Origin of the sequence: Kribbella sp. NPDC050470 (assembly GCF_044458365.1) — a bacterium.
Taxonomy (GTDB): domain Bacteria; phylum Actinomycetota; class Actinomycetes; order Propionibacteriales; family Kribbellaceae; genus Kribbella.
Window position 1 is genome coordinate 418,192 of the sequence record NZ_JBITHV010000002.1, and the last position, 20,704, is coordinate 438,895.

Here is a 20,704-nt window from a genome sequence, read left to right on the forward strand (position 1 = left end):
CTCCGGGGCGCGTGCCGGCTCTGTCGATCAGCGGCTGTGAATCAGCTGACGGTCAGGATCTTGTTCACGGTGAAGGCTTGCGCGTGGTCGCCGTCGGCCGGGAACCACACGCGGTAGGCGATCTGGCCGCGGATGGCCGGCTTGATGCCGAACGCGTAGGCGCCCGAGCTGCTCAGCTTCACCGACGCGATCGACTTCCAGACCTTGTTCGAGTACTGCTGCAGATACACCGGCTTGCCGTAGTGCGCCGGCGCGACATAGCCGCTGAACTTCGTCACCTGCCCCAACCGGATCGTTGCCGGTGACAGGGCCGCCGAGATCGTCGGCGCGACCTGCACCGTCAGGTCCGGGCTGCGGGTCCCCATCAGGTCACCATTGCCGGGGAAGGTCATCATGAACACCGACGACACCAGTGGCTTGTAGGCGTACGCGACCGCGCCGGTCGAGCTGGTCTTCAATGCCGCCAGCAGCTTGAACGTCGACGAGTTCGCAGGCCGCACGTACAGGTTGACCGGCAGTCCGGTGTACGCCTTGTTGTCGACCCGCAACGTGCTCCCGCGCACGGTGATCGTGCCGCCGTAGTTCACGAGCGCCGCGGTCGTGCTGATCGTCGTCCTCATCCCGAGCAGTTGCGTGACGGCGACCGGGCTGACCTTCCCGCCCCGGTCCTTGATCCAGGCGGCATAGGTGTACGTCACGCCTTGCGCGAGCCCGGTGTTCTTCACCGAGGACGCCGTACCCGAGTAGACCAGCGCGCCGGTCGTCAGCGTCGGCACCTGGCTGCCGGAGTTCCGCCGGACGATCACCTGGTCGAAGTCGGGCAGGGCCGGGATCTTCCAGGTCAGATTCGCGGCCAGGTAGGCACCGGTGGCGTCGAACTCCGGCTTCGCTGGTGCCATGTCCACGGTCGAGAACACGCTGCTGAACGGCGCCAGCGCCGTACCGCCCGCCTCCTGGACACCACTCACGACGATCCGGTACGGCGTGTTGTCGAGCAGCGGCGTGGTCGGCGTGATGACGGCCTGCTTGGTCGCCGCGTCGTACGCGACCGCGCCGCCCACCGTCGTACCGGTCCGGCCGTGCACCAACCGGACGCGGCCGGCGGTCACGCTGTCCGCGACGACCTCCCGCGCGAACGTCACCACCGGACGAGTGTCCAGCGCCTGGCCGCTCGCCAGATCGGGCGGCATCACGTCCCGGACGGGATAGTCCGCGCCGGAGCCGGAACCACCCGCGCCGCCCTCCTCGATGGTCAGCGTGTACGGGCGGGTGTCGCGCGAGCCATTGGAGTTGCGGACCGCGATGTAGGTGCTGCCCGCGGCCACGTTGACATTGGTGGCGGCCGTCAACGGCCCCCACAGGGGGCCGCCCGTGTCCGGGTCCAGCTCCGTCGGGAACGGCGCCGCGGCGTAGGTCAGCGACTTCAGGTCGGCGCCGTGGATGTCGATCCGCGGGCCGAAGTTCACCGCGTACTTGTCGCCGTTGAACTCGGGACCGGTCAGCGATACCCGGATGGTGCGGGCGGCCGTGGACGTCACCTCGTACCAGTCGATTTCGCCTTCGGTGCTGATCGTCGTAGTGATCTCGCTCGACAGCGGGATGGCCCGCTCCGGCTGGTCGTTGAGGTCGATCGAGTTGGTCGGGAAGTCCGGGGCCCACCGCCCACCGAGGGCGGCGTACGCGTCCAGGATGCCGGCACCGTAGTACGGGTCGGTGCCCCGTGGGCCCGCGTCCCGGGCAAGCGTCTCGAGCCTGCTCTCGATCTGCGCCGGCGTGTACGTCGGCCACTTGTTCTTCACCAGCGCCGCCACGCCGGCGACGATCGGCGCCGAGCACGACGTACCGCTGCAGAACCAGTACGGCACCGCCTCGCTCATACTGCGAACGCCCGTGCTCAGGACATCCCAGCCCGGCGCGGCGAGGTCGACCCAGTCGCCGTACGAGCTGAAGTCGGTCAGAACTCCGCCGGCGTTCGTCGCCGCGACCGCGATGACCTCCGGATACGCGGCGGGGTACTGCAGCACGGCACTGCCGTCGTTCCCCGCAGCCGCCACCACGACAACGCCCTTGGCGACCGCACGCTTGATCGCATCATGCAGCACCGGGTTGTCGCCCGGATTGCCGAACGACATGTTGAGGACCTTGGCGCCGTTCGCCACCGCCCAATCGATGCCCTCGACGATGTTGATGTCATCAGCCACACCGTCGGCGCCGGCAACCTTCACCGGCATCGCCTTCGCACTCCAGCCGACGCCGGCCACGCCGATGCCGTTGTTCGCGCTCGCGGCGATGATGCCGAGCGTCATCGTGCCATGGCCATTGTCGTCCACCGGGTTCGGTCGAGTGCTCGAGACCGCGTTGTAGCCCGGAACCAGGCGACCGACCAGGTCCGGATGCCCGGCATCCACCCCGGTGTCGAGAACCGCGACGACCTGACTGCCGGTCGACTTGGACACGTCCCAGGCCTGCGGAACGCGAACGGTGTTCAGGTACGCCGCCTGACCCACACCGCTCACCACCGGGTAGAACGGGTCATTCGGCACCGCCGAGACCCGACGGCGGTAGCTCAGCGAAGCCAACTCGACCGCAGGGTCTGCCTTGGCCTTCTTGAGCAGTTCGGGTGCGGAGAGCTTGCCCTTGAGCTTGACGACCCTCGAGCCTGCTTGCTCCTCTTCCGTGGCACCGAGCTTGGACGCCGCAGCCCTGCGAGCCGACGCCGTGGCCTTGCTCTTGAACTTCACCATGACCGCGTTCGGCTCGAACTCCGGCTTCGCGGTGTTGTGCCGCGCCGTGAACGCCGGACGGTAAGGCCCAGGCTCAGCCGCCGAACCGGAAGAACCGGTCAGAGCGACCAGCGACCCGGCAACCAGCGCCGTCGGCAGGCCAAGGCGCAGCAGGTGAGCAGGACGAAAAGGCACAATGCCCCCCAGGGCTCAAAGTGACAGTCGCCCGGAGTATGCCAGACGTCCCCAGCAAACTCGCCCGGGCCGGCGTCACCGACATCGATCTCGTACTGCGCGCCCTATCGCCAGTTTGGAGACGGACGAGCCCTCAGCGCGTTTTGGCGAGTTTGGGGGGTGCGACGACGGCGGCGAGGTAGGGGTGGAGCAGTTCGCGGAACAGGGCGCTGGGTGGGAGGCCGAGTTCGCGGTCGAGCATCGCGCGGAACTGCTCGTAGTGCCTCACGGCCTCGACGAGGTCACCGTTGTCGAGGTGGGTTCGGACGATGGCGCGGTGCGCGCTCTCGTGCAACGGCTCGATGCTGATCGCGGCTCGGGCGGCCTGGAGCGCCTCGTGACCGCGTCCTTGACGCCGTAGTCGCCGAGCAAGGGAGTCCAATGCACCGAGGCGCAGGTGCTGCATCCGTTCGCGAGCGGCGAGCACCCAATCGTCGTACCAGCCAGGCAGCAGTTCGGCGGAGTGCAGGATGACGGCTGCGGCCTCCTCGACGGCGTCGTCGCTGCGGTCGGGGTCTTGGATGAGCAGTTCGGCGCTGACCCGCAGGCGATCGGTGTCCACGCCAATCTCCTGCGCAAGTGCGAGGGAGGTCTCGCCGATCTCGAGCAATGGCGGTACGCCGGCATGGCGGTGACGCAATCTCCAAAGTACGGCGCGTAGACGCGCTGCAGCCACGTCATCCGTGCAATCCGGCCACAGTGTGGCGGCCGCTTGAGTCCTGGCACACCGGCCATGCAACGCCAGCAATGCAATCAGGTGTTGGGGGCCGGCAGGCAAGGTGATCGGCTTGGCCTGCCCGGTCGTCAGGAACCAGTCGCCGAGAAGTTGCAGCCGTACGTCGAAACCGGTGAATGCCCGCATGCCTGGACTCCCCCTCGGTCGAGAACACGTGCGCCAGAGCGAGCGATGCCCCACATCCGCTCTGCTCGCCAGTGCCCTCCGCTGTCTGTGACTGCCGAGACACATGATGCCACCACTGCTTTGCACCATTGGTCAGGAAATGCCGCTTTGTCAACATGTTCGGCCACTAACTATCGCGACTCGATTGCTCCAGAAAATGCTCGAGCCAAACGCGGACCTCGCGGTAGACCTCTTCCGGTGAGGCCACCACCATGGTCGTCTGTCGCTCATCGGCAAGGTCGGGCCGGCGTGTGATCCGAGCCCTGATACCGGAACGTTCCGCAGTCTCCCGCCACACCCGGATCACCAGGGCTGCAGCCTCGGAGCGCGCGTCATCAGTCATGATCCATCTCCCCCGCGAGCCGCCTGACCGCCGGCTCGCCCCGTAAGACACCGGCTGGAAGACCCACGATGAGGAAAACGATCCTCGAAGTTTGCGGTCACGTCGAGCGACGATTCCTGATGACGCTGTGACAACGCGTTGACAACGCTGTGACAACGCAGTGAGTACGTGCCGGGGTCTGCACTTGCTGTGAGTACCGATCTGGACGGAGGGGGTGACTCATGAACAAGTTGCTGACGCATGTCGAGCTCGACCTGGAAGAGGTCCAGGTTCTCCCGGAGCGAGAGGCGCTGGGTTCGTTCAACTGGGCGAACATCTACGCGTCGAACACGGCTGTCGCGCTGAACGCGGCATCGCACTACTCCGCGGCCAAGGCAGTGGCGCTGCAGTCGATCTACGTGAACCAGCACTAGCCGATCGACGGGGCCAGGTGTGTGGGCGGTCGTGAGGGCCGCCCACGCACTCGAGGAAAGGATGGGATCGATGACGGATCTCCGCACGATCTCCCCGACGGAGGTCGCCGGCCAGTCGGCCGATCTGCTGCCTGCGAGGGAGGCGCTGGCGCTGGTGAACATCACCAACATCACCGCCGTCAACATCGCGATCGCGGTGAACGCAGGCACGATCGGCTCGACGGCAGCCGCAGCCGCGCTGCAGAACATCGGCGCCTACCAGCACTAGCCACACCGGGGACGGGCGGGGGGCGTCTCGCCCCCCGCACTGGTCGAGGGGCACTGTGACGAACGAGTTGGTGGACAGTACGACGGTAGGACCCGTCAACGGCGGGCCCAGGCCAAGTCGTGCCGCCGGCCTGCGGATGCTCGGACTGTACGAGGGATCCGGGTTCCGCGACCAGCGCTATCTGGTCGAGCGTTCCGATCGTCAGATGGTGCTGCTCACGAAGCTGCTCTACCTCATCGTCCACTACGCCGACGGACACGCGTCCACCGATCTGCTCGCCGACCGGGTCAGCCGCGCGTACGGCCGGCGGCTCGATCCCGCGGACCTGGTCACCCTGATCCAGAGCAAGCTCGCGCCATCCGGCCTGGTCGCACTCTGGAACGGCGCACCCGTCGGACAACGGCGAGCAGATCCGTTGCTCGCCCTGAGCATCCGTGGCGTCCTGCTGCCGACTGCCGCGGTCCGCATCATCGGCCGGATCTTCGCGCCCCTCTTCCACCGGCCAGTCATCCTTGCCGTCCTCGCAGGCGTGACTGCCTTCGACGTGTGGCTGGTCGCCAACCGGGCGACGACTGACATCTTCGCCGCGCTCGTCGACCCGGCCGGGGTCCTCGCCGTACTGGTCCTTCTTCTCGCCGCGACCCTGTTCCACGAGTTCGGGCACGCGGCCGGGTGCACCTACGGCGGCGCGAAGCCCGGACCGATCGGCGTCGGCCTCTATCTCTGGATCCCGGCCTTCTACACGAATGTGACGAGTGCCTACCGACTGAACCGCGCCGGGCGACTGCGGACCGACCTTGGTGGCGTGTACTTCAACGCGGTCTTCATCGTCGCGGCCGCGGCGGCCTACCTGTGGACCGGATGGGCGCCGCTGCTCGCGGTCATCGCCCTCTCGCACCTCGAGATCTTCCAGCAACTGTTGCCGGTCGTACGTTTCGACGGCTACTACATCCTCGGGGACCTGGCCGGCGTACCGAACCTGTTCGGGCACGTCCGGCCGATCATGCGGAGTCTGCTCCCCAGCCGCCAGAAGGCCCGGAGCGCGTCGCAGCTCAAGCTTCGCACCCGTGTGGTCGTCACAGCCTGGGTGCTCGTGACCGTGCCAACTCTCATCATCGGCCTGGGAGCCATCGCCTGGAACGCTCCCGGCTACCTCGCCCACTTCTGGGATCGTGCGACCGAGCTGTGGACGGGCACGCGGGAACTCATCGCCGCGGGCCAACCCGGCGCCGCCACGCTGACTGCCCTGTCGCTGCTCGGGATAACTCTCCCCATCGTCGGCATCGGCCTCGTACTGGGAAGGTCACTGCTCCACCTCGCCAGCGCGCTGCGTGCCCGGCCTTCGGCCGGCGAATCGCCGCAGCCCACACCGCCTGCGGAGGACCCGATGATCGACCACCTGGCAGCCGAGTCCCAGGTCGCCGAGGCAGCGCCTCCCGGAGCCGCCGCCTTCACCGAAGAGCAGATGCTCCGACGCAGGACACCTCCGGCACGGCACGGCTGGCGCCACGGCATGTACGTCGCAACGAACGGCCGCGTCAACGTCGGTCCGAGTGCTGCGGAGCAGCGCGAGCAGGAACGAATCTCGCGCGTCCGGACGCCGCTGCATGGCCCGCGCCGAGTGGTCACGCTGAGCCGCAAAGGCGGTGCCGGGAAGACCACCACGACCCTGATGCTCGGCCACACCCTCGCGGAGCACCGCGGCGATCGCGTCGTCGCGCTGGACGCCAACCCGGATGCCGGCTCTCTCATCTACCGGGTACGGCGGGAGTCGCCGGCCACCGTGACCAGTCTGTTGGGCGAGCGCGAGCTCATCACCAAGTACGCCGATCTGCGGGCATACACGTCGCAGGCGCCGACTCGGCTCGAGGTGATCGCATCCGACGACGATCCGACCATCAGCCAGGCATTGGGCGACCGGGATTACCGCGTCGTGATCGATCTCCTGACCCAGCACTACAACCTGATCCTCGTCGACACCGGAACCGGCATCCTGGACAGCGCGATCCAGGGCATCCTCCGCGAGGCCGACCAGATCGTCGTCGTGATGCCGCCGGCGCTCGACGGCGCCCGGGTCGCCGCCGGCACTCTGGACTGGCTCGACCAGCACGGACACGCGGATCTCGTCGAGTCCGCCGTCGCCGTCATCAACACGACGCGAGGCAGGCCGCGCTGGCTCCAACTCGACGAGATCGAGAAGCATTTCGAGGCCCGCTGCGCCGGAACGGTCCGCATCCCGTGGGATCCCGCGCTGGAATCCGGCGCTGCGATCGGCCTCGACGACCTGCGGCCTTCCACCCGCGACGCATATCTGGAACTGGCCGAGAAGGTCGCCAGTGGCTTCTCGATGGAGCGCTGGAGCAGTCGATGACCCCTGCTGGAGAAGGAGCCATGACCCAATGAGAGTCCGCCAAGGCATCGAAGCATCCGTGCTGGTCGTATCCCTCCTCCTCGGGGCGGCGGCCGGCGGTTCCAGCCTGCTCAACCACCGGAAGGGACAGGACTTCGATCTGGTCGCCTCCGCCAACCCGGTCGTGCCCGGCACATCCGACACCGACCGCACCGCCATGTTCGAACGGTCGCGCGGCAAGCGGGCGCAGGCCGACAACGTGGCGAGTGCCTCGGCAACCTGCAACTCGTGCACGGGTACGGCGACCGCCGTACAGGTCATCTACGTCGGCAAGGCACGCAAGGGCACGGCCGACAACCTGGCGACCTCCTGGTCGAGCTGCCGTGGTTGCAGTGCGATCAGCGTCTCCGTCCAGATCGTCGTGACGCGGCCGGGAACGAACCTGACCATCCGAAACCGCGCACTGGCGGTGAACGCCTCGTGTTCCGGCTGCACCTCAGCCGCTGTCGCTGTCCAACTCGTCGTCGTCACGAAGAAGCACCAGGCACTCTCACGCAAGGCCCGGGAACAGCTCGCCGCGCTCGCCGCCCAACTGGAGGCTGACCTGCGCTCCGCGTCCCGCTCAAAGGCCGCCCGCCTCTCCGCGGCCAAGGAAAAGCCCGGTCTCCCGGAGATCCAGGCACTCGTCAAGAACGAACTGAAGCCGACGTCCATCCGACCCAGCTTCACCGTCAAAACCGGATGACAGGAGGTCGAGCCGATGCCTCTCCGCCGGCTGATCACCATCGCGGTTGCGGCACTTGCCTCGCTCGCGTTGCTCGGCTGTGAACCCATCGAAACCACCCAACAAGGCAGCGCACCGAACAGCCGTCCCAGCAAGGGCAAAAGCACGGGCACGACCACCACATCGACATCCCGCGCAACCGTCAAGATCACCGCGGCCGACAGCGTCTGCTGGGCCGGCCAGATCGGCCGCGGCACCAAGAAGGGCTGCGGGAGCGCCACTCTCTCGGTCAAGGACTCAGGCGGCAACTACCGGATCCTGCTGCGAAAGACCAAAGGCAACGGCAACCTCACCGTCGTCTTCACCGTCAACGGCAAACGCGTCAACAGCGGAAGCATCACCTCCAGCTCAGGCATCGTCTCCATCAGCTACGCCACCGGGTAGTCGAGGCGGCAGGAGCGCCAGAAGTCGTGTTCGATCGGCAGCACGGTCATGGTCAACCCGTCGGCGTACGGGCGCACTTCACGGTGGTCAGGCGATTCCGGCTCCCCGCGAAGAGACTTTGAATGCATTCGACTGGTCTGACGTGACCGTGTCCTTCTTGAAGTACAGCGTCGAGTTCAAGAAGCGTCGGTTCGGCGGGGTTCGCTGTGGAGGCCATAAGGGCATCCGCCCAGCCGACTCGTCGGTACCCCACGTCATCGATGATCGTCTCGGCCGACGCAATGATGGCGTGGGGACAGCAGGCGTTCTCGAGTACTGCGGGTTCGTCGCCTGCTGACCTGACAATCCGTCAGTGAACGATCGAAGTCCCTGCTGCAATCTCAAGCTGGTCGGCGACTTCGAGCGACGCTGGCTCAACCGCTGTCTCTGATCGGCTGGTCGTAGTCACGCCCACCAGGTGCAACGTCGCGCCCTCGACCGGCGCCGGTCGCGCCGTCATGCCCGCGACGCGGATGGTGCCGGTCAGCTGCACCGTGTGGTCCGGGTCGTCGAAACAGCTGTCCAGGATGGGATCGAGCCTTCGAGCCGTAGCGGCACTGGTCGGAAGCTCGCCGGCCGGGGTGAACGGACTCTATGACATGGGTGGGAATGTCTGGGAGTGGCTGGCCGACGCCCAGGGCGACAACCGGCTCGCCGCGGGCGGCTCCTGGTGGTACGGCCCGGAGCAGACGATGGCCGACGCATTCAGGTCATAGATGCCAGGCGGCCTCGCACGAGCGGGGCCGCCTGTGGGCGTCGGCCGGCGGGGGTCGCTGGTCAGCCTCTGGCGGCGGCCCGGATGAGCTTCACCACGATGTCGGGGTGGCTCATCATCGCGACGTGTGAGCTGTTGATCTGTACGACGGTCGAGCCGGCCCGGGCGGCCATCGCCCGCTCGGCCTCGGGTGGGATGATGCGGTCCTGATTGGCGACGAGGTACCAGCTGGGGATGGTCTTCCAGGCCGGCGCTCCGGAGGGCGTCACAAGCGCGGCCAGTGCGCCGGGCCGCTGAGTGGCGGCCATGAATCGGGTAGTTGCCTGTGGCAGGTCCTGGGCGAAGAGCCGGTGGAAGTGGGCCGGGTCGATGTAGGCGTCGGCGTCTCCTTCGGCGGCTCCGGGGAACGGTCGGAGTACGAGGTGGTCGGTAACCTCGGTGTGCCCGCCGCCCAACGTGTTGGCGGCGGCGACGCTCTCTCCCTCGTCTGGGGCGTAGGCGGCGACGTACACGAGGGATTTGACGTTGGGGTTGCCGGTGGCGGCGTTCGTGATGACGGCGCCTCCGTAGGAGTGGCCGACCAGCACGACCGGGCCCTCGATGGTGGCCAGGAAGTCGCGTAGATACGCCCCGTCGGCGCGAGGTCCGCGCAGTGGGTTCGAGAACGCGAGGACGGGGTAACCGGCCTCGAGCAGGCGGCCGGCAACTGCGTTCCAGCCGCTGGAGTCGGCGAACGCGCCGTGCACGAAGACGATGGTGGGCTTCGCCGCGGAGTGTAGGGCTGTGGTGCGCGCCTGCTGGGAGTTGGTCTGCTGGGCGCTAGGGGATGCGGTGGCGTTCAGAAGGGATCCGGTCAGCAGAAGGATCCCGACGAGACCTGCGGCCAGCGCTGTCGCCAGCACGTGCAGACGGCGTGGTGCTCGGAGCTTCATGATGCTCTCCTTGGGTCGGTACCGGTGAACGCATCCTGGATCGACCTCCGGGTGACGCGGACCACGTGAGGTGCGTAGTAGTTATCGCTGGCGGGGCCTCACACGGCCGTTTAGGGTCAGCAGCCATGGGAGTAGAGGGGGGTCTGCTCGGGCGGGATGCGGAACAGCGACAGGTCCGCAGCCTGCTTGGGCACGCGCGAAATGGACGCGGTGGTGCGTTGCTTGTGTCCGGCGAGCCAGGGATAGGAAAGACCTCGCTGCTCGAAGCCGCTCTGGCGGGTGCGACCGGTATGCGGCAACTGCGCGTTGATGGCTACGAGGCGGAGTCCACGATCCCGTTCGCCGCCTTGCAGCGCCTGATGATCCCGCTGCGTGCGTACGCGCCGTCGCTTCCGGAACGCCACCAGCACGCGCTTCGGGTGGCTGCCGGGGTGGCCGACGGCCCGCCACCGGATCGGTTCCTGGTCGGGTTGGGTGTGCTCGGGATGCTGGCCGCCGCGGGAGAGGTAGAACCGGTCGCGTGCGCGGTTGACGACGCACACCTGCTGGACTCCGAGTCGCTGGACGTACTGGCGTTCGTTGCCAGACGACTGGAAGCGGAGTCGGCTGCGATTATTTTCGCCGGCCGCCACGATGCCGGTCTCGCGGACCAGATGGCGGGCGTACCTGAACTCGGTCTCACCGGTCTCGCTCCCGAATCGGCGATCAGGTTGCTGAGGTCGTCCCTGCCCGAAGTCCTCGATCCGGCGGCGGCAGCGCAGATCGTCGTGGCGACGGGTGGCAACCCGCTCGCGCTGATCGACCTGGCCAGTGAGCTCAGCATCAAGCAGTTGACCGAGTCCACCTTCGCCGCCGAACCGTTCCCCGTCGGGCACCGCCTCGAGGCGTTCTACCTGCGCCGGATCCGCCACCTTGCGCCTGACCTGCAGCAGTGGCTGCTGATCGCAGCGGCAGACTCCACAGGGAATGTGGACCTGATCCGCGCGGCCGGACAGTCCCTCGGCCTGCCTGACGGCGCGGGTGACGCGGCGGAGGCCGCCGACCTGGTGGAACTTTCGCCGTCAGTCAGGTTCCGGCACCCGCTCGTGCGGTCCGCGGCGTACAACGCCGCCCAGGGAGGGCAGCGGCGGCGAATCCACGGCGCGCTGTCGGCGGCTGCCGGCCGGCTGGGCCTGATCGAGTTGGAAGCCTGGCACGCCGCCAAGGCGACCCTGGGCACGGACCCTGCGGTGGCGGATCGGCTGGAACGCGTTGCCGACCTGGCAGGCCGGCGCGGTGGGTTCGCGTCTCGCGCCAGAGTGCTGGCGCAGGCCTCCGCGCTGACGCCGCAGGGAGGTCGCAAGTACGCCCGGCTGGTGGCAGCGGCCGAAGCGGCATTGGCCGCCGGCGCCGCACAGTTGGCCAAGAGCCTGCTCGACGATGTGGCCGAGGACGCCTTGGACGCAGTCTCGCAGGGTCGACTGATCTCGACCCGTGCCAGCATCGCGATCTTCACCGCGGACCCGGCGCTGATGAACGGCGGGGCGAACATGCTGGCCGCTGCCGAGTTGTTCCACGGCCACGATGCCACGCTGGAGCAGAACGCGCTGATCAAGGCATTCGAGTACACGATGCCGGCCGAACGCCTCGCTCAAGGTGCGACACTGTCCGAGCTCGGCCGGCGCATGCGGAAGGGGGCCGAGCTCCACGATGGCATCGCCGCGACGATCCTCCGTGCCTTGAGTGCCCATATCCTGCTGCCCTATGACGAGGCGGTCCCGATCATGCGGACCGCTGTGGACGCGATCGCCGCGTTGGACCCGGAAAGCCTCTTGCACTACGGAACGATCAGCGTCGCACTGACCACGGCTCTGTGGGACGCCGACGCGCGCCGAGAATGCCTGGAGCGCACAGCAGAAGCCGCCCGCGAGGCAGGCTCGCTGCAGCTGCTCGAAACCGCGCTCTGGATCTTGTCCTTGGCCGAACTGAAGGGCGGAAGTCCGCAACGCGCAGCCCACTACGTCGAACAAGTGCGAGAGTTGCGCCGCGCCATCGGCTACGACGCCGAGAACGTAGTCAACGTGGCCCTCCTGGCCTGGTTCGGCGCACCTCGATCGCAGGTCGAGCAGATCGCCGAAGGCGCACGGTCGATGGGTTTCGGCGGCGTGCACGCCTCCGGGGTAGCGGCCCTCGCCATCCGCGATCTGTGTGAAGGCCTCTACAACGAGGCGTATGCCAGTTTGAAGTCACTCGTGGACGATCCGTACCTCCAGGTCACGCCGCTGGAGTACCCGGACTTCGTCGAAGCGGCGGTACGCAGTGATCACCTCGATGAGGCACTCGGCTTCGTGGAGTACCTGGAGAAGCTGGCACGGGCCAACGGGTCGCCATGGACAGCCGGTGTCGCCCAACGGTCGCGAGCGCTTGTCGACGACGCCGGCGCCGAACCTTATTACCAAGCGGCCGTCGCGACGTTCGCCCCGACCGGCATCGAGATCGAGCTGGCCCGGACTCACCTCCTGTACGGCGAATGGCTGCGCCGTACACGGCGTCGCCGTGACGCGCGAGAGCAGCTGCGTCAGGCTGTGGAGATCTTCGAGCGGATCGAGGCATCCGGTTTCGCCCAGCGTGCTCGCAACGAACTGGAGGCCATCGGGGACCACGCGCCCGCGGCGGGACAACGCAGCCCGCTCGACCTCACAGCCCAACAGTTGACCGTCGCGCGGCTCGCCGCGGCCGGCAACACCAACGCCGAGATCGGCGCCACCATGTTCCTCAGCGTCAACACCGTCGACTACCACCTGCGCAAGGTCTTCCAAAAGCTGGGAGTCACCTCTCGTCGGCAGCTCGCCGACCGGATCCACCCGCCCTCCTGACGGCCCGCACATCGTCACGACTACGTGCTTCACGTGGTCCGCGCCTACCCGTACCGGTACAGGCTCGGGGAAACCTCAGCCAAGGAGGACCCCCATGCCTTACATCACCGCCGATGACGGCGCCGAGATCTTCTACAAGGACTGGGGCGCCGGTGGTTCGCCGGTGATCCTCAGCCACGGCTGGCCGTTGAACTCCGACGCCTGGGAATCCGGAGCCCGCTTCCTCGCCGAACACGGGCACCGCGCCATCGCCCACGACCGGCGCGGCCACGGGCGCTCGAGCCAGACCTGGAACGGCAACGAGATGGACACCTACGCCGACGACCTGGCCTGTCTCATCGACACCCTGGATCTGCAAGACCTCACCCTTGTCGGCCACTCCACCGGCGGCGGCGAGATCGTCCACTACCTCGGCCGCCACGGCAGCAGCCGCGTCTCCCGGCTCGTCCTGGTGTCCGCCGTGCCGCCACTCATGCTGCGCACCGACGACAACCCCGAAGGACTACCTATCGAGGTGTTCGACGAGATCCGGGCCGGCGAGGCCGCCGACCGATCACAGCTGTACCGGAATCTCGCCGACGGCCCGTTCTTCGGGCACAACCGCAAGCAGGACGTCGACCAAGGCTTCCGGGACGCGTTCTGGCTGCAGAGCATGGCCTGTGGCCACCGCGGCGCCTACGAGTGCATCGCCGCGTTCTCGGCCACCGACTTCCGCCCCGACCTGGAAAAAGTCGACGTACCGACTCTGGTCATCCACGGCGACGACGACCAGATCGTGCCGTTCGAAGTGGGCGGCAAGCGATCCGCCGCGCTGATCGACGGCGCCGTACTCAAGGTCTACGAAGGCAGCGGCCACGCACTCCCCGACACCGACCGAGACCGGCTGCACGCCGATCTGCTCGAGTTCATCGACGCCTGACCGGAAGGAACATCATGAACGACACCCGCCGTCCCGACACCGTCGTCCTCGTGCACGGCCTGTGGATGACGCCCCGAAGCTGGGAAAACTGGGTCCAGCACTACCAGGCCAAGGGCTTCACCGTCCTGACACCCGGATACCCCGGCTTCGACATCGAGGTCGAGTCCCTGCGCGAGAACCCCGAAGTCATCGCAAACCTGACCGTGCCCGAAACCCTCGACCACCTCGCCACCGTGATCGAGAAGGTCGAGACTCCGCCGATCATCATGGGCCACTCCTTCGGCGGGACCCTCACCCAGCTGCTGCTGGCCCGCGGCCTCGGCTCAGCAGGGGTCGTCGTCGACTCCGCCCCCACCGAGGGCGTACGCGTGAACCCGCTGTCCCAGGCCAAGTCACTGTTCCCCGCGCTGAAGAACCCGGCCAACCGGCACAAGGCCGTGGGATTCACCCCCGAGGAGTTCCACTACGCCTTCACCAACACCCTCACCGAGGAGGAATCCAAGGCAGTCTGGGACCGCTACCACATCCCCGCCCCGGGCAACTGGGTCTGGGAGTTCGGCCTGTTCGCCAACTTCAAACCCGGCCACCAAGACACCTGGCTCGACTACGCCGCCGACCGCGCTCCGCTGCTGTTCATCGCCGGCGAAAAGGACCACATCATGCCGCCGGCTGTGAACAAGTCGAACGCCAACCACTACAAGAAGTCTCCTGCCCTCACCGAATACCACGAGTTCGAGGGACGCGACCACTGGACCTGCGCGGCCCCAGGCTGGGAGGCCGTGGCCGACTACGCGCTCAACTGGGCACTCCAGCACGCGCAAGTCGTGCCCGGCCGCACCGCCGACTCCTGACCGGCAACCAATAACAGAACGGTCGCCCCGTCCATGGCTCAGATGACGCACCTGGGCGGGCCCACCGTCCCCTCGAGATCGGCGGGTGGCGGATACTCACCCACCAGGACGCACGTACCAATTCGGCTGGGCACCTCCTCCATCAAAACCGCAGGCCCCGCACTCCAGCCAGCCGAGATCGGCTCCTGTGACGTCGTGCTACTGAGTGACGACAACGGTCGGCGGCGACGGGGCCTCGGTCGGCCGGTCCACCGCAGGCCTGTACCACCTCGCAGCCAGAGTGACCCACGTCGGCCCCCTCACTGTCGGTTGACCACCTTCGTCGTCCACGGTGGTGCGCCGTTCGGGGATGGAAGAGTGATCCGGACTGCGAGTCCGCCGCCTGGGGAGCGGGTGGCGTGGACGGCGCCGCGGTGGGTGGCCACGATCGCGGCCACGATCGAGAGCCCCAGCCCACTGCCGCCAGACCCGCGAGAGCGGGAGACGTCGTGGCGCCAGAAGCGGTCGAAGACGCGATGCAGCTCGTCGTCGGGGACACCCGGGCCGTCGTCCGCGACCTCGATCACGACGCCGCCGCCCTGGCGGCCCGCCGACACGACGGTCGCGGTTCCGGGCGGAGTGTGCACGCGGACGTTGTCCAGGAGGTTGGCGATCACCTGACGTAGCTGATCAGCGTTGACGCGAACGATCAGCGGAGCGTCGCCGACGTCCAGCGTTCGGGTGCGCGTCGGGTCGACCGCGTTCGCGTCGGCGATCGCTTCGTGCAGGACCTCGACGAGGTCGACGTCGGCCGTCGCCGGCGTCAGGTCCTCGTCCAGCTCGGTGAGGAGCTGGAGGTCGGCGACGATGCGGCGCATCCGCGAGGCCTCGGCGAGGGCGCGGCCCATCGAGCGGCGGTGCTGCTCGTGGCCGGCGAGGGCACCGTCGAGATCGAGTTGCAGGTAGCCACTGATGCTGGTGAGCGGCGTCCGCAGCTCGTGTGATGCGTTCGCGACGAATTCCCGCAGGCGTGCCTCGGACTGTGTCCGGATCGCGAGCGACGCGTCGACGCTCGCCACCATCGCGTCGAGCGCCCGCGTCAGCCGGCGGAGCTCGGCGATCCCGGCCGGCACGGAGAGGGTCCGATCGGCGTCGCCACCGGCGATGGCCTCGGCGCGCTCGGTCAGGCGCTCGATCGGACGGGTGCTGCGCCGAATCCACCACCACGACATCAGCGCGAGTACGCCGGCGCCGCCGGTCGCCAGCAGCGTGAAGGTGCGGGTGAGATCGTCGACCAGCTCCCCGAGGTCATCGACCGGCGCGGCCACCACGAGCGACCGGTCGCCGCCGATGTCGACCGTTGTGTAGCGGTACTGCGAGCCGTCGGCCGCCTCGGCGTACTCGACCCCGCCCGGGGCCGCCAGGTCGCCGACCGCGAGCTCGGGCGGAGGATCGGGTGCGCCAGGTGGACCGGAGGTGGCGAGCACCTTCACTCCCGAGCGGCCGACGAGCACCAGAGCGTACGCACGGTCACCGAGCGCGCCGACGGACTCCAGTGCGCCCGGGATCAGCTCACCGCGGGGAGTGACAACGGAGGCGCGGATCGCCGGCAGATCCGCGCGGAGCCTGGCGTCGATCCGGTCCCGCAACGCGATCTTGGCCGCCGGGATCGCCACGAACCCCACCGCGACGAACGTCGCGAGCGTGGCCAGCAGGATCCCGAGTGTCAGCTTGGTGCGCAGGTGCATCGGATCAGTCCTCGGGAGCACGCAGCGTGTAGCCGACGCCGCGGATGGTGTGGATCAGCGGAGGGCTGCCGCCGACGTCGATCCGGCGACGAAGCGCGCTGATGTAGGTCTCGACGACATGCCCGTCGCCGTCGAAGTCGTACCGCCAGACGCGCTCGAGGATCTGCTGCTTCGACAGCACGAGCCCGGCGTTGGCCAGCAGGTAGCGGAGCAGATTGAACTCCGTTCGCGAGAGGTCCACCCGTCGGCCGGCCCGGCGGACCTCGTGCCGGTCCTCGTGAAGTTCCAGGTCCGCGCAGCGCAGTCGGCCATCGCGGCGCAGGCGTCCGGCTCGGTGCAGCACGGCGCGGATGCGAGCGACAAGTTCCTCGAGCACGAACGGCTTGGTGATGTAGTCGTCGCCACCGCGCCCGAAGCCTTCCAGCACGTCGCGGCTGGCCGCACGCGCGGTCACGAAGATGATCGGGACACCCGCGCCGTCCGCGCGCAGTCGCCGGCAGACCTCGAAGCCGTCAAGGCCGGGCATGAGCACGTCGAGCACGACGACATCAGGCGAGCCGGCGCCGATCTTCGCCAGGGCCTCGGAACCGTCACTCGCGACGCTCGTCTCGAAGCCCGCGTACCGCAGCGCCGTACCGACCATGTCGCGGATGGCGTCGTCGTCGTCCACGACGAGCACGTGTGCAGTCATGAACGAACACTAGAGCGCGTCCACCTCAGTGCCACCTCAGAGTCCGGAGGATCCTCTGAGGTATCCAGGAGACGCGGCTGAGGAGCGTGCGATCTTCTGTCGTGCATGACAAACACCACCACCATCACCACCCCGTCACGGCGGGCCGTCCGGCGCGCTCTTCGGCGTGGCGCGCCTGCCATCGCCGCCCTGCTGACGATGGCGTATCTCGGCATCGACGACTCGGTCGCGACGCAAGCACGCCCGGCCGACCGGCCTCCGCTGCCGCGCACCGAGCCCTCGGGACCGGCGGTCGACCATCAGCGCTCGGAGTTGCCCGCCGACTGGGAGCCCCAGCTCTGGACCGATCTCCCGCCGCGGCCGGCGTTGCTGGGGCCGCTCGCCGTCAACGATCACATCACCAACGCCACGATCATCGGGGAGGACGAGCTCCAAGGCGCCGAGGACATCGCCCCGGGGCTGGACGGCCACCTCTACACGGGCACCGCCGACGGCGGCATCTGGCGGATCAGCATGAACAGCAAGGGAGAGGCCCGGCGGGTCAAGCGCGTGGCCACCGTGGCCGGCCGCCCACTCGGACTCGACGCCTACTCCCGACACATCCTCATCGCCGCGGTCGCCCGGCAGGGTGTGATGGCCATCGACACGCGCACCGGGGAGACATGGGTCCTGACCGACCGTCTCGACGGCAGACTCATCTTCTTCCCCGACGCCGTCTCGGTCGCCACCGACGGCACGATCTACTTCACGGAGGCGAGCACGGTCTACCTTCCCGGGTTCCCCAACGACCTGCTCGACGGCCGCCCGAACGGCCGGCTACTGCGCTACGAGCCGACCACCGGTGTGACCGACGTTGTTGCCGACGGCCTGTACTTCGCCAATGGCGTCCAGGTCGACCCGGATGAGCACTACGTGCTGGTGGCGGAATCCTTCCGCACCCGATTGACCCGTGTCTGGCTCCGAGGCAGCCGAGAAGGGACGACCGAGCAGTTCGGCCCGTGGCTGGTCAACGGGCCGGACAACATCCGGCTGGACGACCGGGGCCGCGTCTGGATCGGGGGAAGCGACCTGCGCAGCGACGAGGTCGACGCCGTCTTCAGCAGCGAGGCTGCCCGGCGCGCCCTCGCTGCCATCCCGCCCGACCAACTTGGCTCCGTCCGCCGTCCGTACGGGTTCGCGATGGTACTCGACCGTCACGGCAGCCCGATCTTCAGCTTCCACGACACAACCGGCCGGTTCCACTCCGTCAGCTCGGTCCTGCCCCACGGCCGGACGATCACCTTCGGATCGTTGACGGATCGCGGCGTGGCCCAGGTCCCGATGCCGGCCGAGCTCACCCGTTGATCCTCCGGCCCACGTTCCCCTGCCCTTTCTTGGAGCTCCGCAAATGCTGCATCGCCTCGGTACGTTCATCACCTTCCACGCCCGAGCCGTCCTGCTGGTCACCATGCTGTTGTCGACCGGAGCCGCCGTCCTCGGGATCGGTGCCTTCGGCAAACTCGCCGGCGGCGGCTTCGACGATCCCGGCTCCGAGTCCAGCCGGGCCATGACCCAACTCGCCGCCAACTTCGACGGCCGGGCCGACCTCGTCTTCGTGGTCGACGCCCGCCGGGCCGTCGACGATCCCGGTGTCACCGCCGCCGGTACCGACCTGACCCGCCGGATCGCAGCCGAACCGGAGCTCACCGGCGTCGCGTCGTACTGGACCACCAGAGCGCCGGCGATGAAGTCGGCCGATGGGACCAAGGCACTGGTGGTCGCCTCGACCGGCGGCGACCTCGACTCCCGCGACGAGCTCACCGCTCGCTTGATCAGCGACTACGGCGGTGAGCGGGCCGGGCTCAAAGTCGACGTCGGCGGCGAGGCCGGGGTGAACCACGACGTCAGCGGCCAGGTCGGCCGCGACCTCGCGACGGCCGAGGCCATCGCCGTGCCGATCATCCTGGCGCTGCTCGTGCTCGCGTTCGGCAGCCTGGTCGCTGCCCTGCTGCCGCTCGCAGTCGGGGTGGTCGCAATCTTCGGTACCTTCGCGGAGCTCTCCCTGCTCGGCTCGGTCACCGACGTCTCGATCTACGCGATCAACCTGACCACCGCCCTCGGGCTCGGGCTGGCGATCGACTACGCACTGCTGATGGTCAGCCGCTATCGCGAAGAACTGGCCAGGATCCCGGATTCCGCCACCGACCCGCGCGCCGCCTCGCACGCCGCGGTCGTCCGGACGGTCGAAACAGCTGGGCGCACGATCGTCTTCAGCGCCATGACAGTCGCCGTCGCACTGGCCGCGCTGCTCATGTTCCCGTTGTTCTTCCTGCGGTCCTTCGCGTACGCCGGGATCGGCGTGATCGTGATCGCGATGGTCACCGCCCTCGTAGTCCTGCCGGCCCTGCTGACCGTGCTCGGTCCGCGAGTCAACGCGGGCAGGCTGCCATGGCTCAAGGGTGCCCCGACGACTGTCGCGCCATTCTGGGGGCGGCTTGCCGGACTGGCAATGCGCCGACCGACGCTGGTCGCGTTGCCGGTGGTCGCCGGATTGCTGCTGCTGGCAACTCCGCTACTGCATGTCGAGTTCGGTACGCCGGACGATCGCGTGCTGCCGACCACGGCGACCAGTCGCGTCGTCGGTGACGCACTGCGCGATGATTTCGGCACCGACGACACGAACGCGGTCGAGCTGGTCAGTTCCGGAGCGGTGGGGACGAGCGCCGTCCGGACCTATGCGGAGGACCTCTCGCGGCTGCCACACGTCGTACGGGTCGAGTCCGCGGCAGGAGCGTTCGCTTCAGGTAGGCAAGCGGGGCCGGCCGATCCACGGCTGACGGCCGACGGCATCCAGAGGCTGTCCGTGATCACAGACGCGGATACGCGGTCGGGCGAGGCGCGGGCGCTGGTCGACGCGGCGCGCGCGTTGCCGGGGCCGGGCGAATTCCTGGTCGGAGGGACGACGGCGCGGTTCATGGACAGCCAGGAAGCCATCGGATCGCGACTGCCGCTGGCGGCCGGGCTGATCGCGCTGACCACATTCGTGTTGCTGTTCCTGTTCACCGGGAGTCTGCTGCAGCCGTTGCGTGCGTTGGTGCTGAACGTGGTTGCGTTGTCGGCGACGCTCGGGGCGATGGTGCTGGTGTTCCAGGACGGATGGTTGTCCGGCTGGCTGGGGTTCACGCCGTTGCCGTTGGACACGAGCATGCTGGTCCTGCTGTTCTGCATCACCTTCGGGCTGTCGATGGACTACGAGATCTTCGTGCTGAGCCGGATCAAGGAGCAGCATGACGAGGGCGTCGCACTGCGCGAGTCGGTGACCACAGGGCTGGCCCGGAGCGGGCGGATCGTGTCGATGGCGGCGATCATCCTGTCGGTCAGCTTCTTCGCCTTCGGCACCAGTTCGGTCAGCTTCATCCAGCTCTTCGGAATCGGGTCTGGGCTCGCCGTCCTGATCGACGCGACCCTGATCCGCGGCGTCCTCGTCCCGACCGCGCTTCGCCTCCTCGGGAGCCGGGCCTGGTGGTCACCTCCGCAACTCCGCGCTCTGCACACCCGAATCGGCCTCACCGAGTCGACCTGACCCCCGCTGTGCG

At 68.1% G+C, this 20,704-nt stretch carries 17 protein-coding genes; 11 read left to right on the forward strand and 6 right to left on the reverse strand.

The window, feature by feature from the left end; translation table 11 throughout:
* Window positions 1–41 precede the first annotated feature (41 nt).
* From ACIBGM_RS06600 to ACIBGM_RS06610, 3 genes are all read right to left on the reverse strand, one after another.
* Window positions 42–2,918, reverse strand: coding sequence for a S8 family serine peptidase (locus tag ACIBGM_RS06600; protein WP_396384713.1), 2,877 nt, complete (start codon window positions 2,916–2,918; stop codon window positions 42–44).
* A gap of 133 nt (window positions 2,919–3,051) precedes the next feature.
* Window positions 3,052–3,819 (reverse strand): BTAD domain-containing putative transcriptional regulator, encoded by a 768-nt coding sequence (locus tag ACIBGM_RS06605; protein ID WP_360531314.1) that lies wholly within the window; start codon window positions 3,817–3,819, stop codon window positions 3,052–3,054.
* A gap of 166 nt (window positions 3,820–3,985) precedes the next feature.
* Window positions 3,986–4,201: a hypothetical protein gene (locus ACIBGM_RS06610; protein WP_360531317.1), complete on the reverse strand. Its 216-nt coding sequence runs from the start codon at window positions 4,199–4,201 to the stop codon at window positions 3,986–3,988.
* 221 nt (window positions 4,202–4,422) lie between these two features.
* Between ACIBGM_RS06610 and ACIBGM_RS06615 the strand changes: the two genes are divergently transcribed.
* The 6 genes from ACIBGM_RS06615 (at window position 4,423) to ACIBGM_RS06640 (ending at window position 9,155) form a co-directional block, all read left to right on the forward strand.
* Entirely contained in the window at window positions 4,423–4,614 is a 192-nt protein-coding gene (locus ACIBGM_RS06615) for a hypothetical protein (protein ID WP_360531320.1), read from the forward strand.
* A 70-nt stretch (window positions 4,615–4,684) separates the two neighbouring features.
* Window positions 4,685–4,882, forward strand: coding sequence for a hypothetical protein (locus tag ACIBGM_RS06620; protein WP_360531323.1), 198 nt, complete (start codon window positions 4,685–4,687; stop codon window positions 4,880–4,882).
* Window positions 4,883–4,937: 55 nt separating this feature from the next.
* On the forward strand, window positions 4,938–7,253 hold the full coding sequence (locus tag ACIBGM_RS06625; RefSeq protein ID WP_396384714.1) for a MinD/ParA family protein: 2,316 nt from the start codon (window positions 4,938–4,940) through the stop codon (window positions 7,251–7,253).
* Between the two features lie 28 nt (window positions 7,254–7,281).
* Entirely contained in the window at window positions 7,282–7,977 is a 696-nt protein-coding gene (locus ACIBGM_RS06630; RefSeq protein WP_360531329.1) for a hypothetical protein, read from the forward strand.
* A 15-nt stretch (window positions 7,978–7,992) separates the two neighbouring features.
* The gene (locus tag ACIBGM_RS06635) at window positions 7,993–8,400 is read left to right on the forward strand and encodes a hypothetical protein (RefSeq protein ID WP_360531332.1); all 408 of its coding nucleotides are present in this window, start codon (window positions 7,993–7,995) and stop codon (window positions 8,398–8,400) included.
* A 512-nt stretch (window positions 8,401–8,912) separates the two neighbouring features.
* Window positions 8,913–9,155 (forward strand): SUMF1/EgtB/PvdO family nonheme iron enzyme, encoded by a 243-nt coding sequence (locus tag ACIBGM_RS06640; RefSeq protein ID WP_396384915.1) that lies wholly within the window; start codon window positions 8,913–8,915, stop codon window positions 9,153–9,155.
* 61 nt (window positions 9,156–9,216) lie between these two features.
* Here the strand turns inward: ACIBGM_RS06640 and ACIBGM_RS06645 are convergent, their stop codons facing one another.
* Window positions 9,217–10,086 carry an alpha/beta hydrolase gene (locus ACIBGM_RS06645; RefSeq protein WP_360531335.1) on the reverse strand — a complete coding sequence of 290 codons (870 nt, stop codon included), beginning with the start codon at window positions 10,084–10,086 and terminating at the stop codon, window positions 9,217–9,219.
* 125 nt (window positions 10,087–10,211) lie between these two features.
* On the opposite strand from ACIBGM_RS06645, the gene ACIBGM_RS06650 reads away from it, so the two are divergent.
* The 3 genes from ACIBGM_RS06650 (at window position 10,212) to ACIBGM_RS06660 (ending at window position 14,711) form a co-directional block, all read left to right on the forward strand.
* The gene (locus ACIBGM_RS06650) at window positions 10,212–12,941 is read left to right on the forward strand and encodes an AAA family ATPase (RefSeq protein ID WP_396384715.1); all 2,730 of its coding nucleotides are present in this window, start codon (window positions 10,212–10,214) and stop codon (window positions 12,939–12,941) included.
* A gap of 94 nt (window positions 12,942–13,035) precedes the next feature.
* A complete protein-coding gene (locus tag ACIBGM_RS06655; protein WP_396384716.1) occupies window positions 13,036–13,860 on the forward strand; it encodes an alpha/beta fold hydrolase in 825 nt (274 codons plus the stop codon).
* Between the two features lie 14 nt (window positions 13,861–13,874).
* A complete protein-coding gene (locus ACIBGM_RS06660) occupies window positions 13,875–14,711 on the forward strand; it encodes an alpha/beta hydrolase (RefSeq protein ID WP_360531344.1) in 837 nt (278 codons plus the stop codon).
* Between the two features lie 299 nt (window positions 14,712–15,010).
* Here the strand turns inward: ACIBGM_RS06660 and ACIBGM_RS06665 are convergent, their stop codons facing one another.
* Together ACIBGM_RS06665 and ACIBGM_RS06670 are read right to left on the reverse strand one after the other, a co-directional pair.
* Complete coding sequence (locus ACIBGM_RS06665; RefSeq protein ID WP_396384717.1) at window positions 15,011–16,438, reverse strand: sensor histidine kinase; 1,428 nt, start codon at window positions 16,436–16,438, stop codon at window positions 15,011–15,013.
* A 4-nt stretch (window positions 16,439–16,442) separates the two neighbouring features.
* A complete protein-coding gene (locus ACIBGM_RS06670) occupies window positions 16,443–17,129 on the reverse strand; it encodes a response regulator transcription factor (RefSeq protein WP_360531350.1) in 687 nt (228 codons plus the stop codon).
* Between the two features lie 105 nt (window positions 17,130–17,234).
* On the opposite strand from ACIBGM_RS06670, the gene ACIBGM_RS06675 reads away from it, so the two are divergent.
* Together ACIBGM_RS06675 and ACIBGM_RS06680 are read left to right on the forward strand one after the other, a co-directional pair.
* On the forward strand, window positions 17,235–18,473 hold the full coding sequence (locus ACIBGM_RS06675; RefSeq protein ID WP_360531353.1) for an SMP-30/gluconolactonase/LRE family protein: 1,239 nt from the start codon (window positions 17,235–17,237) through the stop codon (window positions 18,471–18,473).
* A 43-nt stretch (window positions 18,474–18,516) separates the two neighbouring features.
* Window positions 18,517–20,691, forward strand: a complete 2,175-nt coding sequence (locus ACIBGM_RS06680) for an MMPL family transporter (protein WP_396384718.1) — start codon at window positions 18,517–18,519, stop codon at window positions 20,689–20,691.
* Window positions 20,692–20,704: the final 13 nt, after the last annotated feature.